Below are 17185 nucleotides of genomic sequence, written 5' to 3'. Positions count from 1 at the left end.
CAAATCAATGGCCGCGTCCTCGCTTGAGCAGCGGCTCGAGCTTGGGCCACACGTTGTCGAGCATCACCGGCTGTGCCGCGGCAACCGGATGGATGCGGTCTTCCTGGAACCAGTCCTGGCGCTGCACAACACCGTCGAGCAGGAACGGGACGAGCGGTACATGGTATTGCTGGGCCAGCTTGCCGAACGTGGCGAAGAATCGCTCGCTGTAATCGGGCCCGTAGTTCGGCGGGATGCGCATGCCAACCAGCAGCACCTTGGCGCCAGCCGCCTGCGACGCCTCGATCATGGCCTTCAGATTGGTCTCGCTGGAGGCGAGCGACAGGCCGCGCAACGCATCGTTGGCGCCCAGCTCGAGGATGACGATGGCAGGCCTTTCGCGCGCCAGCACGGCGGGCAGCCGGGAGCGGCCGCCCGCTGTGGTGTCGCCGCTGATGCTGGCATTGGCGACGCTATAATCGAGCTTCCGTTCTTTGATGCGCTTGTCGAGCAACGCAACCCAGCCGGTGCCCTGAGCCAGGCCGTATCCAGCCGACAGGCTGTCGCCCAGCACCACGATTCGGCGCGATGTTGTCGCCTCCTGTGCTGCTGCAGGCTGCCCGACCGGCAGCACGCCAAACGCCATGCAGCCGAGCGCCGCTACCAACGCCTTCACGCTGCGCCTCTTACTTCCCACTCGTTCCATCATGTCGTCTGCCGCTACCTGGGTGATTGAAGTCGATTCGCTGCACAAGACCGTGCGCGATGCCACCGGTGAGTTGCCTATTCTGAGCGATGTTGCTTTCCGGGTGGAAGCCGGCGAGACGCTGGCCATCGTCGGTGCCTCGGGCTCGGGCAAGTCGACGCTGCTCGGTCTGCTGGCGGGACTGGATCTGCCGACCTCTGGCAGCGTCAAGCTGCTCGGCCACGAGCTCTTCAGCCTCGATGAAGACGGCCGGGCGGCCGTGCGGGGCAGCCATGTGGGATTCGTATTCCAGTCGTTCCAGCTGCTGCCGCACCTGACGGCGCTCGAAAACGTGATGCTGCCGCTGGAGCTGGAGGGCAGTGCAAGCGGCCCCGAGATGCGTCGGCGCGCCACCGTCCTGCTGGAGCGCGTGGGCCTCGGGGCGCGGCTGTCGCATTATCCGAAGACGCTGTCCGGCGGCGAGCAGCAGCGCGTGGCGTTGGCCCGCGCGTTCGTGACCGAGCCCGACATCCTGTTTGCCGACGAGCCGACGGGCAGCCTCGACACGGCCACCGGCGAGGCCGTCATCGCGCTGATGTTCGAACTGAACCGCAGCGCCGGTTCCACGCTCGTGCTGGTGACGCACGACCGCTCCGTGGCCGCGCGCTGCAGCCGCATTCTGACCATCGAGGCGGGGCACCTGATCGGCGACGAAACCGTCACCGAGCTCTGACCAATCAGAGCGCGGCCTTGGCGCGGCGGATCAGCGCGGCCGTGGACGCGTCATGCGCCACCGAAGCGGGCGCGCCTTCCAGTTCGGCCTGGATCGGCTTGGCGAGTTTCTTGCCGAGCTCTACGCCCCATTGGTCGAACGAGTTGATGTTCCATACCGCGCCTTGCACGAAGGTGCGGTGTTCTGCGCAGGCGATGAGCGCGCCCAGTGAGGCGGCATCGAGCCGCTCCATCAGGATGGTCGTGCTTGGGCGATTGCCCTCGAACACCATGTGCGGTACCAGGGCCTCGTCCGTGACGCCGCCCGCACGGACTTCATCGGCGGTCCGTCCGCGCAGCAGCGCCTCGCCCTGGGCGAAGCAGTTGGCGAGCAGCTTGGCGTGATGGCCGGGCAGGCTGCGCACCGGCTCCAGCGTGGTGATGAAATCGACCGGCACAATCTGCGAGCCCTGGTGGATCAGCTGGAAATACGCATGCTGGCCGTTGGTGCCGGCCGTGCCCCATACGATGGGGCCGGTGTCTGTGTCGACCGTGGCGCCATTGCGCTGCACCGACTTGCCGTTGCTCTCCATCTCCAGTTGCTGCATGAAGTCGGTCAGCAATTCCAGCGGCGCACAATAGGGCACCGTGCAGGCGCTTGCTGCATTGAAGAAGCCGCGATACCACACCGACAGCATCCCGAGAATGAGCGGCAGGTTCTCGCGCGGGGCGGCGGTGGCAAAGTGACGGTCCATCGCACGGGCGCCGTCGAGCATCGCCTCGAACTGCTGCGGCCCGATCGCCAGCACGATGGACAGCCCCACCGCCGACCACAGCGAGAAACGCCCGCCGACCCAATCCCAGAACGTAAACATGTTCTCCGGATCGATGCCGAACTGGACGACCGCCTCCCGGTTGGTGGAAACGGCCACGAAATGCTGCTTCAGCTTGTCTTCGGCCACGCCGTGCTCGACGAACCAGCGGCGCATGCTGTGCGCGTTGGCCATCGTCTCGAGCGTGGTGAACGTCTTGGAGCAGACGATGGCGAGCGTGGTGTCCGGGTTCAGGTGGTCCAGCGTTTCGGCCAGGTCCGTGCCGTCGACATTGGAGACGAAATGCACGCGCACCTGGGGCACAGCCAGATGCGCCAGCGCGCGGCACACCATGCGCGGGCCGAGGTCCGATCCGCCGATGCCGATGTTGACGATGTCGGTGATGCGCTGGCCGGAGTGGCCGGTCCACGCGCCGCTGTGCACGCGGTCTGCAAAGTCGCGCATCTGGGCGCGCACACGCAGGACCTCAGGCATGACGGCTTCACCGTCGGCGCGGTAGTCGTCTTCGGCGTGGCCGCGCAGCGCGACGTGCAGCACCGAGCGATGCTCCGTGTTGTTGATGCGCTCGCCGCGCAGCATGGCGTCGCGCAACGCGAGCACGCCGGCTTCGTCCGCGAGTTGCAGCAGAAGGGCGAGCGTGTCTTGCGTGATGCGGTTCTTCGAATAGTCGACCGTGAGGCCCGCGGCTTGCAGTGTGAAGGCGTGCACGCGCTGCTCGGCGTCCGGCGCGGCAAACCAGTCGCGCAGATGCGCCGCGCGGATCGATTCTGCATGTTGCGTCAGGGATTGCCAGGCGGGGAGGGCGATGGGCATACAGCGTGATATCGGCGTAAGGGAGAACGAAGGGGAATGCGCAGTATAGCGGCGCGATGGGACCGGTTCTATCGGCGAGCGTCCGACGCCAGCAGCGCATTCAGCGCCCGGCGCGCAGGGGCGCAGAGTTCGCTCGCGTGCAGGCCGATGGGTCCGACGCCGGCTTGGACGAGGTCATCCGCTGCGCGGCCATGCAGCCACACGGCGGCGAGTGCAGCCTCGTGCGCGCCCATGCCCTGGGCCAGCAGCGCGCCGATCATGCCGGTCAGCACGTCGCCCGTGCCGCCGGTCGCCAGGCCGCCGTTGCCGGTCGGGTTGACGGCGGGCGGCATGCCGGGCGCCGCAATGATCGAGCCCGAACCCTTGAGCACCACGACGGCGCCCGTCCGGTTAACGAGCGCCTTGGCTGTTGCGAGACGATCTTGCTGGACGGTGCGCGCATCGCTGTGCAGCAGCCGTGCCGCCTCCTGCGGATGCGGCGTCAGGACCATCGGCACGCCACTTTCAGCAAGCTGCGTGAGCCGGGCCAGCAGAGCCGGCGCCTTGGCAAAAAGGTTCAGCGCATCGGCGTCGAATACGGCAGGCGTGCGGGTCGACAGCATGCGATCCAGCAGATGGGCCAGGGCCGCCTCCGACTCCTTGCCGGTGCCCATGCCCGGGCCGATGGCAAGCGCCTGCATGTCGGCCGCGTCGACCGTGCCCCATGTGTGCAGCATCAGTTCCGGCTGCGCGGGATCAACGCGGGGCGCATCGGCGGCAAGCGACACCACGTGCACTTTCCCGGCACCCAGGTACAACGCACCGCGCGCCGACAGCAGCGGCGCGCCCACCATGCCCTGCGCGCCGCCCACGACCGCCACGCTACCGTATGTGCCCTTGTGGCCATTGTGGCGCCGGCGCGGCACATGCGTGAGCCAGCGCGCCGGCGCGTTGATGCATGCATCGGCTTCGATCACGCCGTCGTGGGCCGGTTGTGCGGCCTGCAGGTCCGCCAAGGCGATATCGCCGGAGGCGTCGCGGCCGCTGCCGGTGAGCAGCCCCGGTTTGGGCGCCAGAAACGTGATCGTGCCGCGCGCTGCAATGACGGGAGAATCCGGCGCGGGCGGCTGCCCCGTGTCGCCATTGAGCCCGGACGGGATGTCGAGCGCGTAGACGGGCAGGCCGCTGGCATTGATGGTGTCGACCAGCGCGGCATGCAGCCCCGTCAGCGGCCGCGCCAACCCGACACCGAAGAGCCCATCGACGATGGCGGCTGCCGTCGCGGGCACCGAGGCGGGCGTGTGGAGCGTTTCGATCGGCACATTCGCTGCGCAGGCTTCGGTCCAGGCGCGGCGGGCGTCGTCGGGCAGCCGGGCCGGGTCCGCAGCCAGCCACACGGTCACGGCGCGGCCGCCCAGATGCAGCACGGTGGCGGCCACGAGCGCATCCCCGCCGTTGTTGCCTGGGCCGGCAACGAACAGCAGGTGGCCGTGCGGGGCACGCGTCTGCAGCCAGTCGGCGGCGGCTTCACCGGCCCGCGCCATCAGTGTGAAAGGCTCCAATGTGCGGTAGGCGGCAGCCTCCAGCGCGCGGATGCCGGCGGTGCCGAAGAGCAGGTCGGCGCCATGGTGCGCGGCCAGCGCGCCGTCGATGAGGATTTCCCGCCAAGTGCGGTGTTCAGGCATGAGAACTACGGATCCACCAGGACAGACATGACGATCTATTCTCTTACAATAGCCCGCGTTTTCCTTCCTTTCCCAGCTCCGTTGCAATGTCCAAGCCGCCGACCACCCCGAAAGCCGATGTCCCGCAAGCCGCCAGCCAGGGTGGAAAAGGTGGTCCGATCGTGTCTTCGTCGCACCTCGTATCGCTGCGCAGTCCGGAGCTGTCGGAGTTCGAATTTGCGCTGAACACGGCCTACAACGCCTACAACCGCTGGTGCGTGCGCTGCATGGCGGCGGCCGGGGTGCGCGACCTGACCTTCCTGGACGTGCTGGTGGTGCACCACGTCAACCACCGGGGCCGCGCCAAGCGGCTGGCCGACATCTGCTTCGTGCTGAATGTGGAAGACACCCACCTCGTCACGTATTCGCTCAAGAAACTGCAGGGCATGGGGCTGGTGGAGGGCACGCGCAACGGAAAGGAAGTCACATACACCACCACCGAGGCCGGCGAGACGGCCTGCTCCCGCTACCGCGAGATCCGCGAGCAGTGCCTGACCAGCAATATCTCGCCCGGCGGCGAAGAAAATGCCGAGATTGGCGAACTCGCGCGCCTGCTGCGCGTGCTGACCGGGCTCTACGAACAGGCAGCGCGCTCCGCAACGTCGCTGTGAAACGCGCGTTCCAGCCGCGGCAACGGCTGTTCATGGGCGATTTCAGGGTGATTTGACGGTCGGTAACAACGCTTGGGCAAGGTACAATAGCGGTTTTCCCGCGCACGCCGGGAAACCTCCTCTTCCTGCTACTGCCTGCCTTGCCCACCATGGCGCATTTCTCGTGCTTCCCCGGCGCTCTCGCGCTGTCCGCCTTCCGCCAGCAACGCCTGCTTTCCACCCTTAAGCGCATCGATCCGGACATCGATGCCGTCAGTGCCCAATACCTGCATTTCGTCGCCGCCGACACGCCGTTGTCGGCCGATGAGGCTGCCCGTGTGCAAGCGCTGCTGACCTACGGTTCGCCCGCCCCGGCCGATGTCGAGGGTGACCGCTTCGTGGTCATCCCGCGCTTCGGCACGATCTCGCCGTGGGCCAGCAAGGCGACGGAAATCGCCCGCCACTGCGCGCTGCCGCAGATCCACCGGATCGAGCGGGGCGTCGAATTCACCGTGACGTGCAGGAAGGGGCTGATCCGCAGCCTGACCGGTACTGCCAGGCACCTGGACGACGCCACCCGCGCCGCCGTCGCCGCGCACCTGCACGATCGCATGACCGAAACCGTGGTCGACACGCGCGAGGCCGGCTACGGCCTGTTCGACGTGCTGCCGGCCAAGCCGCTGCGCTTTGTGGACATCGCCGGCGGTCGCCAGGCGCTGGAAGCCGCCAACGTCGAGATGGGCCTGGCCCTCTCCGACGACGAAATCGACTACCTCGTCGATGCTTACCGCAAGCTCGAACGCAACCCGACCGACGTCGAGCTGATGATGTTCGCGCAGGCCAACAGCGAGCACTGCCGCCACAAGATCTTCAACGCCGACTGGACGATCGACGGCGAGCAGCAGGACAAGTCGCTCTTCGCGATGATCCGCAACACGCACCAGCTTGCGCCGCAGGGCACGATCGTCGCGTATTCGGACAACGCCGCCATCATGGAAGGCGGCATGGCCGAGCGCTGGTTCCCGCGCGCAGGCACGGAAGGCGAGACGGGTGTGCCGCAGTACGGCCGCCGCGAAGCCCTCACGCACACGCTGATGAAGGTGGAGACGCACAACCACCCGACAGCCATCTCGCCGTTCCCCGGTGCGTCGACCGGCGCGGGCGGTGAGATCCGCGACGAAGGCGCGACCGGCCGTGGCGCCAAGCCCAAGGCCGGGCTGACGGGCTTCACCGTGTCGAACCTGCTGCTGCCCGACGCCGTGCAGCCGTGGGAAAACGCCCGCGATGCGGCCCAGCCCATGGCGCACCGCAATCCCGATGAAGCGGCACCGGGCCCCGTCGGCAAGCCCGAGCGGATCGCCTCGCCGCTGCAGATCATGATCGAAGGCCCGATCGGCGGCGCTGCGTTCAACAACGAATTCGGCCGGCCCAACCTCGGCGGCTATTTCCGCGTCTATGAGCAGAACGTGGGCGGCACCGTGCGCGGTTATCACAAGCCGATCATGATCGCCGGCGGCATTGGCAACATCGATGCCGGGCACACGCACAAGCATGGCCTGCCTGCCGGCACGCTGCTGGTGCAGCTGGGCGGCCCCGGCATGCGCATCGGCATGGGCGGCGGCGCGGCCAGCTCGATGGCCACCGGCACCAATACCGCCGACCTGGACTTCGACTCCGTCCAGCGCGGCAACCCCGAAATGCAGCGTCGCGCGCAGGAAGTCATCAACGCGTGCTGGGCGCTGGGCGAAGACAACCCGATCCTGTCGATCCACGACGTCGGTGCGGGCGGTATCTCGAACGCCTTCCCGGAACTGGTGGACGGCGCAGACAAGGGCGCACGGTTCGACCTGCGCCAGGTGCATCTGGAAGAATCGGGGCTCTCCCCGGCCGAAATCTGGTGCAACGAATCGCAGGAGCGCTACACGCTGGCCATCGCCCCGGGCGATTTCCCGCGCTTCCAGGCGATGTGCGAGCGCGAGCGCGCGCCATTCTCGGTGGTCGGCTTTGCGACCGACGAACAGCAGCTGCAAGTGGTCGACAGCAGCGCCCCGGCCGACAGCCCCGAGCACTTCCCGGTCAACATGCCGATGGACGTGTTGCTCGGCAAGCCGCCGCGCATGCACCGCGACGTTCGCCGCGTCGCGCAGGAGCTACCAGAAGTCGATGTCACCGGCCTGGACCTGGAAGTCGTCGCACGCGACGTGCTGCGCCATCCGACGGTGGCCAGCAAGTCGTTCCTCATCACCATTGGCGACCGCACCGTCGGTGGCCTGAACACGCGTGACCAGATGGTCGGCCCGTGGCAGGTGCCGGTGGCCGACGTGGCCGTCACGACGCTCGACTACAAGGGTTATGCCGGCGAGGCGATGACGATGGGCGAGCGCACGCCGCTGGCCGTCATCAACGCACCGGCATCGGGCCGCATGGCGATCGGCGAGGCCATCACGAACATCGCGGCCGCACCGATCGATTCGCTCACGCAGCTGAAGCTGTCCGCCAACTGGATGGCCGCCTGCGGCGTGAACGGCGAAGACGCCCGCCTGTACGACACCGTGAAGGCCGTCGGCATGGAGCTGTGCCCGGCGCTCGGCATCAGCATTCCGGTGGGCAAGGATTCGCTGTCGATGCGCACCAAGTGGGAAGACGACGGCGTTGCCAAGGAAGTCGTCGCGCCGGTCTCGCTGATCGTCTCGGCGTTCGCGCCGGTGACGGACGTGCGCAAGACGCTCACGCCGCAGCTCAAGCAGGTCGAATCGGCCAACGCGCCGGCAGACAGCACGCTGATCCTGATCGACCTGGGCCGCGGCAAGAACCGCATGGGCGGCAGCATCCTGGCCCAGGTCACGCAGCAGATCGGCAACAGCGTGCCCGACGTGGACGACGCCGAAGACCTCAAGCGCTTCTTCGCCGCCATCCAGCAACTGAACGCCAGCGGTTCGCTGCTGGCGTACCACGACCGCTCCGACGGCGGCCTGTGGGCAACCGTCTGCGAAATGGCCTTCGCCGGCCACTGCGGTGTGTCGATCAACGTCGACATGCTGACGCTCGACGGCGCGCATGAATCCGACTACGGCGACGCCAAGAACTGGGCGCAGCAGATCTCCGGCCGCCGCGCCGACCTGACGCTGCGCGCGCTGTTTGCCGAAGAACTCGGTGCCGTCATTCAGGTGCCGCTGGCGCAGCGCGATGCCGTCTTCGCGGTGCTGCGCGAGCACGGCCTGGCCGCCTGCAGCCACGTCATCGGCGCACCGAACGCCAACGACCACATCGAGATCTGGCGCGACGCCAGGAAGGTGTTCAGCGCCTCCCGCATCGAACTGCAACGCACCTGGACGGATGTCTCCTGGCGCATCGCCAGCCTGCGCGACAACCCCGAGTGCACGCAGAGCGAATACGACCGCATCCTCGACGCTGAAGACCCGGGCATCTCCCCCAAGCTCACGTTCGATATTGCGGAAGACGTGGCCGCGCCGTTCATCGCCACGGGCGCCCGCCCGCGCATGGCGATCCTGCGCGAGCAGGGCGTGAACTCGCAAGTCGAAATGGCCTATGCGATGGACAAGGCCGGCTTCGACACCTACGACGTCCACATGAGCGACCTGCTGGCCGGCCGCACGAACCTCGCCAGCTTCAAGGGCTTCGTCGCCTGCGGCGGTTTCAGCTACGGCGATGTGCTCGGCGCGGGCGAAGGCTGGGCGAAGACGATCCTCTTCAACAGCATGCTCGCCGAGCAGTTCGCGGCGTTCTTCAACCGCACCGATTCGATCGCGCTGGGTGTGTGCAACGGTTGCCAGATGATGGCGAACCTCGCCCCGATCATCCCGGGCGCCGGTGCATGGCCGAAGTTCACCCGCAACCAGTCGGAGCAATACGAAGGCCGCCTGGTCACCGTGCAGGTGGAGGCATCCCCGTCGATCTTCTACGCGGGCATGGAAGGCAGCCGCATCCCCATCGTCGTCGCGCACGGCGAAGGCTATGCCGACTTCTCGCAGCAGGGCGACATCGGCAAGGTGGCCGTGGGCCTGCGCTACGTCGACAACCGTGGCGAAGTCACGCAGACGTATCCGCTGAACCCGAACGGCTCGCCGCAGGGCATTGCGTCGGTGACGACGCACGACGGCCGCTTCACCGTGCTGATGCCGCATCCGGAACGCGTGTTCCGGGCCGTGCAGATGAGCTGGCATCCGAAGGAATGGGAGACCGCCGGCGACGGCAGCAGCCCGTGGATGCGGATGTTCCGCAACGCGCGGAAGTGGATGGGCTGACCTGTTCTGCCGCAGCAATGCAAAACGCGCCGGGGCCACTCGGCGCGTTTTTTTTGGCCCGTCGCCACGGGTACGCATCCACGCGGCCGGCCTGAGATGGCCGCGGCAATATTCCTTAGGCAAGTGTTATATTGCGCCCGCATGCGCCACGCTCTATCAGCCGAAGAATGCATCCACCCGGCGGCGCACCGGAAAGCGACAACACAAGAACGGGTCAACCGCGCCACGGTCATGCCTCTCCAAGATCAGCGCCGGGCCCATGGGTCTATGCAACGAGGGGATCGACATGAACCGGGTCTATCGGCTGGTCTGGAGCCGCACCTTGCGTGCGCCGCAGGTGGTGTCCGAATGCACAAAGGCGTCGCACGGGGGCGTTGACGCCGGTACCCACACAGCGCATGCGCGTCGGCGCGCTTCGCTCATTTCCATCGGTGTGTCGGTCGGCCTGGCGGGCACGGCGCTCCCAGGCTGGGCCGCCACGTGCTCGCCGACCACGATCGCCAATTGCAGCGCCGCGGGCGGCAACGGCATCCCGGATCGCAGCGGCAACGGCGGCAGCGGCAATGGCGGAGGCGGCGGTTCTTCGACGCTGGGCGGAGGCACTGCCACTGTCCAAGTCCCCGGCGGGCCAACCTCAGGCGGCACGGGTGGCACCGGTGCCACGAACGACAGCGGGCAGGGCGGCGTTGGAGGCTCGCCGGCCGTCGTACTCGCTGGCGATGCCGTGGTCAATGCAAACGCGCAGGGCGGCGCGGGCCAAGCGTACGACGGATTCAACTTTGCAGCCGGTGGGGGTGGCGGCGGTGCGGGCGTGTATTCCACGGGCACCAGCGTCACTGTCAGCAATGGCGCAACTGTGCAGGGCGGCGCGGGCGGAAACGGGGGGGCCGGCACATCGGGGGCCGCTTCCAACGGTGGAGGCGGCGGTGGCGGCGGCGCAGGCCTGGTGATGGTGACGCCGGTCGGCGAAGTGAACAACCAAGGCACGCTGGTTGGTGGCAATGGCGGCAACGGAGGCGGCGGCGGAAACCCGGGTGGCGGTGGGGGCGGCGGCGATGGGTTGCTGACCTTGGGGTCCGGCTCGCAGGTGACCAACATCGGGACGATCGTCGGCGGTGTTGGCGGCGCTGCCGGTGGCGCGGGCAGCACGGCCGGTGCCAGTGGCGCGGGCGTCAACCTGGCCGCCGCGTTCAATGTGCTGACCAACGTCGGCACGATTACTGGCGGCGCGGGCAACGGCGGTGCCGCGGGCGCGGGTGTCATTGCCAACGGCGCCGTCATCGTCAATGGCGGCACGATCAGCGGCGGATTGTCCAGCGACGGCGTGACGCGTGCGGCAGCCATCCAGTTCAACGGGACGAACAACACGCTGCAACTGGTGACGGGTTCCAACATCATCGGCAACCTCGAGGTGGCCGCGGGGGCGGCAGCCAAGATCACTGCCGGCACTGCAGGCCTCTCGCTCTCCAACAACGTCACGCTGGGCGACGCCACGTCGCGCGTCACGCTCGATTCGACCACGACGAACCTCGTGGTGTCAGGCGTCATATCGGGCGCGGGCGGCGTGGGCGTCACCGGCAGTCGAACGATCACGCTGACGGGCGACAACACCTACACCGGCGCGACCACCATCACCACGGGCACGCTGCAGATCGGCAACGGCGGCACCACTGGTTCGGTGGCCGGCAACATCGTCAACAACGGCACACTGGCTTTCAATCGCAGCGACGCGGTGACGTACGCCGGCACCATCAGCGGCGCCGGCAATCTGGTGCAGGCCGGGGCCGGCACGTTGACCCTCTCGGGCACGGCGGGCTATGCCGGCAGCACGACCATCAATGCGGGCACGCTCGCGTTGTCTGGCGCCGGCAGCATCGCGGCTTCGAGCGGCGTGGTGAACAACGGCACGTTTGATATTTCGGGGACGACCTCGGGCGCGACCATCAACGCATTGACCGGCTCCGGCATCGTCGCCCTCGGTGGCCGGACGCTCACGCTTGCGAACGCAGCCGGCACGTTCAGCGGCACGATCGGGGGGACGGGCGGCCTCACGGTCAGCGGTGGCGCGCAAACGCTGTCGGGCGTCAACGGCTTTACCGGCGCAACGACGATCGGCGGCGGCACACTCGCGCTGTCCGGCGCTGGCAGCATCGCGGCCTCCAGCGGCGTGGTGAACAACGGCACCTTCGATATTTCGGGGACGACGTCCGGCGCCACGATCAACGCACTGACGGGTTCGGGCATCGTCGCCCTTGGTGGCAGGTCGCTGACGCTCGCCAACGCAGCCGGCACCTTTAGCGGCGCAATCGGCGGCACGGGCGGCCTCACGTTGAATGGCGGCACGCAAACTCTGTCCGGCGTGAACACCTATGGCGGTGCAACGACGATCAACGCCGGCACGCTGGCGTTGACGGGTGCCGGCCGACTGGCCTCGGGTACGACGGTCGCGCTCACGGGCGCAACGTCGGCACTCGATCTGTCCGCAGGAGCCGGCCAGACGGTCGCGCATCTCTCGGGCGTCGCTGGCAGCCGCGTGGTGCTGAATGGCAGCGCGCTGACGCTGGCCGACGACTCGTCCCAAGCCTTCGGCGGCAGCCTGAGCGGCAACGGATCGTTGATCAAGCAGGGCACGGGCACGCTCACGTTGAACGGTGTCAGCAGCAGCTTCTCTGGGTCGACCACGGTGGCAGGCGGCACGCTGGCCGTCGGCGATGCGGCAAACGCCAGTGCCGTGCTTGGCGGCAATGTCCTGGTGAACGCGCTCGGCACGCTGCGCGGCCACGGCACGGTTTCGGGCGATGTGAGCAGCAGCGGGGTGGTGGCGCCGGGCGGCTCCATCGGCACGCTGTCCGTTGGCGGCAATTACACGCAAGCGTCGGGCGGGACGCTCGCCATCGAGGTGAGCCCGACGGACGCCTCGCAACTGCGCGTGGGCGGTGCCGCGGCGCTCGGCGGGTCGCTTGCCATCGTGTTCGATCCGGGCACCTACACCGCGCGCCGCTACACCGTGCTGAGCGCGGCCAACGGCGTGACGGGCCGCTTCGCCAACGTCAGCACCGCCACGGCCGGCGCCAGCCTCGGCACGCTGCAGACATCGGTCGACTACGGAGCGAATGCGGTCGATCTGCTGCTCGCGGAAGCAACGGCGCCCGGTGCACCCGGCGGCGGGACCGTCGTCGCCCCGACAAAAACCTCCATCTACACGGCGCTTGGCACGACGGCGCTGCTGCAGGCGCAAAGCGCCAATGCCGCGCTGCTCGGCCGGTTGTCCGGGCCGCAAGGCGCGCTGGGCGGCGCCAACAACGTCTGGGCTACGGCCAGCGGATCCAGCACGAAGGTGGGCGGCACAGGCAATGCGCCGGGCTTCCTCACGCATGCCTACGGGTTCCTGGCGGGAGCGGAGGGCCGCATGGGCGCTGCCACCGTCGGCGCGGCGGGCGGCTACACGCACACCACGCTCGGCGAGGACACGACCGGCGCATCGGGCGCCATCGACACGTTGCGCGTGGCACTTTACGGCGCGCAGCCGATGGGCGCCATCAACCTGTCGGCCACGGTCGGCTATGGGCTCGATTTCTTCTCGCAGAAGCGGCCGTTCGGCAGCGTGGGCACCGCCGAGGGCGACCATCTCGCGCACGAATTCACGGCTGCCACGCAAGCCAGCTTGCCCCTGGAGATCGGCGGCCTCCGCCTCGCGCCGCACCTGGGCCTGCGCTACGCCTACGTGCGCGGCAGCGGCTTCGGAGAGGACGGCGCCCACGGCCAGAACCTCCAGGTCGGCCCGGACAGCGCTCGCAGCCTCCAGCCGTATGTGGGCGTCACGCTCGACAAGGCCTTCGGAGACGTGCGCCCCGTCAACGTGCAACTTCGCTTGGGCTATGCGCATGAGCTGATGAACGCCGGCCGTGTCGTCCAGGTGCAGAGCCAGGACGGCACCGTGTTCGCGGCCCCGGGCACCGATCTGCCGCGTTCGTTCCTGACGACGGGGGCGAGCGTCACGCTTCAGGCGGCCAAGGCGACCACGGTGTCCTTGGGTGTGGATACCACCCTCAACACGAGCCACGTGTCTGCGCAGTCTGCGTATGTGCGGGTCAACCATCGGTTTTAACGGAAGCCGCGTGCTCAAAGAAAAAACGCGCCGACGTGATCTCGGCGCGTTTTTTTTCACCAGCACCAGCGGCGCGTCTAGCGGCCAAACTTCTCGACAACGCCGCGCCACAACGCATCACGCTCGGCGCCCAGGTGCGCGCCGCTTGCATCGCCCGACGCGTCCTGGCCCACCGCAAGATGGACCATGGTGAGCCCGGATTGCGGGTCCACGTAGATCGCCTGCCCATGGACGCCGAGCAGCACGAATCGCCGTGCTTGTCCCGGGAGGAGCCAGACCTGATAGCCGTAGCCGTAATAGCGGCTGCCGTGATACGTCATCTGCCCTGGGCGAAACGCATCGGGCTGGCGCGCTGCGTCGGTCATGTCGAGCAGGAAGTCGCGCGGCACGACTTGCCGGCCTTGCACCACGCCATCGTTGGCCAGCATCGAGCCGAGGCGCGCGTAGTCCCGCGCCGTTGCATTGAAGCCGCCCTGGGCAAACGCCGATCCGTCGGATTGGCGCAGGAGGTAGGTCGCCTTGCCTTCGGCCCCCATCGGCTTCCATAGCTTGTCGTCAACGAAGTCGCACAGGCTGCGGTGCGTCGCCGCTTGCAGCACGAGCGCCAACACTTCGGTTTGCGCGCCCGCGTAGTTGAAACGCGTGCCCGGCGCATCGGCGCGCTCGTTGACTTGGGCCGCGGCCGCGAGCACGCCTTGCTTTGCTGCCGTCTTGAGAAAACGTGCACGGTCGTCGGTGGGGGTGTAGTCCTCGACGTACTTCGCGCCGGAGGCCATGCGCAGCAGATCGACGATGCGCGTTTCACCGTACAGCGTGCCTGCAAGGTCCGGCACGTACTGGTCAACACGGTCGTCCAGCAAGTGCAGGCTTCCATCCTCCAGCGCCTTGCCGATGGCCAGTGCAACCAGCGTCTTGGCCATCGAGTTGGACAGCATGCGCATGTCGCGCGTGCGGTCGTAGCCGTAATGCTCGGCCAGGATGACGCCGTCCTGAACGATCAGCACAGCGGTCGCGCGCTGATGCTCCATGTAGTCGGCCAGCGTGTAGTCATGGTTGCGGAAGCGATACCGGACATCCGCCTCCTTGTCTGCGATCTTGAGCTGCACCGGTTGGTCGGCCGGCGCCAGTTCGCAAGACGGCGAGATGCGGTCCATGCCGCTGAAGGCCCCCACGATGTACTGGGCCTCGTGGATGCGTGCGGCGCTTGGCGCGAGCGGATAGCCTTGCGCCTTGCCGAGTCGATCTTCATCGGGCGAAGCGACGGCGACGCTGCAGGCGAGCAGCGCGCACATCGCGCAGTGTTGGAGAGCGTTCATTGGCTGGGTCGGGGGTGAGATTGCGGGCGGCGGCAAGCCGTGAGACTACACCGGCCGCAAGGCGGAGCGCCTACGCATTCGTGCCCAGCGGTTCCAGATACGGCTCCAGCAACTCGCTCATCCAGTTCATGAAGACCTGCACCCGAACCGGCAGGTTTCGCCGGTTCGGATACACCAGCGAGACCGGCATCGGCGGCGGCCGGAAGTCGGGCATGACGTCAAGGAGCGTACCGTCCGCAATCGCCGACGACAGCCCCGCGTACACCGGTGCCTGGATCATTCCGAGCCCCGCGCGGCACGCTGCATCGTAGCTCTCGGCCGAGCTGACGGTCACCGCGCCTTTCATCGGCCGGAACGCCGAGCGGCCGTCCACCGTGTATTCCCACCCCGGCGACTTCGTCCCCAGCGTCTGCACGTAATGGACGATACGATGGTGGTCTAGGTCTTCGAGCGTTTTCGGCATGCCATAGCGCGCGATGTAACTGGGGCTCGCGCAGTTCACCTGATGCAGCTGGCCGAGCGGGCGTGCGATGAGGCTGCTGTCGGCCAGGTTGCCGATGCGCAGGACGCAGTCGAAGCCTTCGCGCACGGGGTCTACGCGGCGGTCGGTGCTGGACAGCTCGATCTCGAGGTCGGGATGCATCTCCAGAAACGCGGGCAGGGCCGGGATGACGATGCGGCGCGCCACGCCCACCGGCATGTCGACGCGCAGCCGGCCGCGCAGCGCCTGAGGGCTCTGGCGGAACATGGTCTGCAGTTCGTCCATGTCGGCCAGCAGATCCTGGCAGCGCTCGTAGAACGTCTGGCCGTCCTGCGTGAGCTGCACCTTGCGGGTGGTCCGGTGCAGCAGGCGCGTGCCGAGCATCGTCTCCAGCTGCTGCACCGCCACCGAGGCGGCCGGCTTGGGAATGCTCAAGGCTTCTGCCGCGCGCGTGAAGCTGGCAAGTTCAGCCACGCGCACAAAAACCTGCATGGCTTCGAGTTGGTTGGTGGACATGGCGGGCGGGTGAGTTGATTGTTATCTGTGAGCAAACACAGCGATAGGATAAGCGAGATTTATTCTTTGTTTGTCGCCCAATACCATGCTCTCACGGTGTTCGACACCCATCCCAAACCCAACCGGAGAGCAAACATGACCCAGACCCACACCCCCATTGCGATCGTCACCGGCGGTAGCCGCGGCCTTGGCAAGAACATGGTGCAGAAGCTGGCCCAGCGCGGCACCGACGTGATCTTCACCTACCGCACCAACCGAGCGGAAGCCGATGCCCTCGTCGCTGAACTGACTGCCCAGGGCCGCCGCGCCGCCGCCTTGCAGCTGGACGTCGGCAAGATCGCCACGTTCCCGGCCTTTGCCGAGGCCGTGCGCGGCGTGCTGGCGCAGTGGAAGGCCGAGCGCTTCGATTACCTCGTCAACAACGCCGGCGTTGGCGTGCATGCCACGGTGGCCGAAACCACCGAAGCGCAGTTCGACGAACTGATGAACGTGCATTTCAAGGGCGTGTTCTTCCTCACGCAGATCCTGCTGCCGCTCATGGCGGACGGCGGGCGCATCGTGAATATCTCGTCGGGGCTGGCGCGCTTTGCGCTGCCGGGCTACGGCGCGTATGCGGCAATGAAGGGCGCGGTGGAGGTGCTGACGCGCTATCTGGCGAAGGAACTCGGCCCGCGCGGCATTGCCGTGAACGTGGTGGCGCCGGGCGCCATCGAGACGGACTTTGGCGGCGGTGCGGTGCGCGACAACGCGAGCCTCAATGCGATGGTGGCGTCCAATACGGCACTGGGGCGCGCTGGCCTGCCGGACGATATTGGCGGCGTGGTGGCCTCGTTGCTGTCGCCGGATAACCGGTGGATCAATGCGCAGCGGATTGAGGCGTCGGGCGGGATGTTCCTGTAAGCAGCGGCAGATCGCGACACTCGGCGTTCTGCCGTCCCGCTGTCGAGCTCTGAGCTCGGGGCGCCGAGGAAATAGCTCTGCGTGTTGCGTTCGGAATTTGGAACTGGTGGCTTGATGGGTTGGCGCGGCGGCGCAGCGCTTGTTTCACCCCCTGCCGGGGGCGACTTACTTTCTTTGTCTTGCCAAAGAAAGTAAGCAAAGAAAGGCGCGCCCGAGATGGCGACTTCCCCTTGGATTTTTGTAACCGGGCGGAGACGGGGAAAACTCGCTGCGCTCAGACAGTTC

Annotated in this window: 10 protein-coding genes; 5 read left to right on the top strand and 5 right to left on the bottom strand. The window is 67.4% G+C overall.

Annotated features, from left to right (window positions below; genetic code table 11):
- Nucleotides 1-4: 4 nt before the first annotated feature.
- Nucleotides 5-625 (bottom strand): arylesterase, encoded by a 621-nt coding sequence (locus tag TK49_RS11950; RefSeq protein WP_045786895.1) that lies wholly within the window; start codon nt 623-625, stop codon nt 5-7.
- A 61-nt stretch (nt 626-686) separates the two neighbouring features.
- Between TK49_RS11950 and TK49_RS11945 the strand changes: the two genes are divergently transcribed.
- Nucleotides 687-1397, top strand: coding sequence for an ABC transporter ATP-binding protein (locus TK49_RS11945; protein ID WP_045787865.1), 711 nt, complete (start codon nt 687-689; stop codon nt 1395-1397).
- A gap of 4 nt (nt 1398-1401) precedes the next feature.
- Here the strand turns inward: TK49_RS11945 and pgi are convergent, their stop codons facing one another.
- Nucleotides 1402-3021 carry a glucose-6-phosphate isomerase gene (gene pgi, locus TK49_RS11940; RefSeq protein ID WP_045786894.1) on the bottom strand — a complete coding sequence of 540 codons (1620 nt, stop codon included), beginning with the start codon at nt 3019-3021 and terminating at the stop codon, nt 1402-1404.
- A gap of 68 nt (nt 3022-3089) precedes the next feature.
- Complete coding sequence (locus tag TK49_RS11935; protein ID WP_045786893.1) at nt 3090-4685, bottom strand: NAD(P)H-hydrate dehydratase; 1596 nt, start codon at nt 4683-4685, stop codon at nt 3090-3092.
- An 86-nt stretch (nt 4686-4771) separates the two neighbouring features.
- Between TK49_RS11935 and TK49_RS11930 the strand changes: the two genes are divergently transcribed.
- The 3 genes from TK49_RS11930 to TK49_RS11920 all read left to right on the top strand — a co-directional run bounded on the left by TK49_RS11930 (nt 4772) and on the right by TK49_RS11920 (nt 13687).
- Nucleotides 4772-5335, top strand: a complete 564-nt coding sequence (locus TK49_RS11930; protein ID WP_045786892.1) for a winged helix DNA-binding protein — start codon at nt 4772-4774, stop codon at nt 5333-5335.
- A 149-nt stretch (nt 5336-5484) separates the two neighbouring features.
- Nucleotides 5485-9579, top strand: coding sequence for a phosphoribosylformylglycinamidine synthase (gene purL, locus TK49_RS11925; RefSeq protein WP_045786891.1), 4095 nt, complete (start codon nt 5485-5487; stop codon nt 9577-9579).
- Nucleotides 9580-9865: 286 nt separating this feature from the next.
- Complete coding sequence (locus TK49_RS11920; protein ID WP_045786890.1) at nt 9866-13687, top strand: autotransporter domain-containing protein; 3822 nt, start codon at nt 9866-9868, stop codon at nt 13685-13687.
- 77 nt (nt 13688-13764) lie between these two features.
- Here TK49_RS11920 and TK49_RS11915 read toward each other — a convergent pair whose 3' ends face one another.
- Both TK49_RS11915 and TK49_RS11910 read right to left on the bottom strand, forming a co-directional pair.
- On the bottom strand, nt 13765-15003 hold the full coding sequence (locus TK49_RS11915) for a serine hydrolase domain-containing protein (RefSeq protein WP_240479875.1): 1239 nt from the start codon (nt 15001-15003) through the stop codon (nt 13765-13767).
- Nucleotides 15004-15073: 70 nt separating this feature from the next.
- On the bottom strand, nt 15074-16000 hold the full coding sequence (locus TK49_RS11910) for a LysR family transcriptional regulator (RefSeq protein WP_045786888.1): 927 nt from the start codon (nt 15998-16000) through the stop codon (nt 15074-15076).
- A 135-nt stretch (nt 16001-16135) separates the two neighbouring features.
- Between TK49_RS11910 and TK49_RS11905 the strand changes: the two genes are divergently transcribed.
- Nucleotides 16136-16900 (top strand): SDR family NAD(P)-dependent oxidoreductase, encoded by a 765-nt coding sequence (locus TK49_RS11905; protein ID WP_045786887.1) that lies wholly within the window; start codon nt 16136-16138, stop codon nt 16898-16900.
- Nucleotides 16901-17185: the final 285 nt, after the last annotated feature.

Origin of the sequence: Ralstonia mannitolilytica (assembly GCF_000954135.1) — a bacterium.
Classification (GTDB): Bacteria; Pseudomonadota; Gammaproteobacteria; order Burkholderiales; family Burkholderiaceae; genus Ralstonia; species Ralstonia mannitolilytica.
This window is presented reverse-complemented; position numbering and strand designations above follow the sequence as displayed.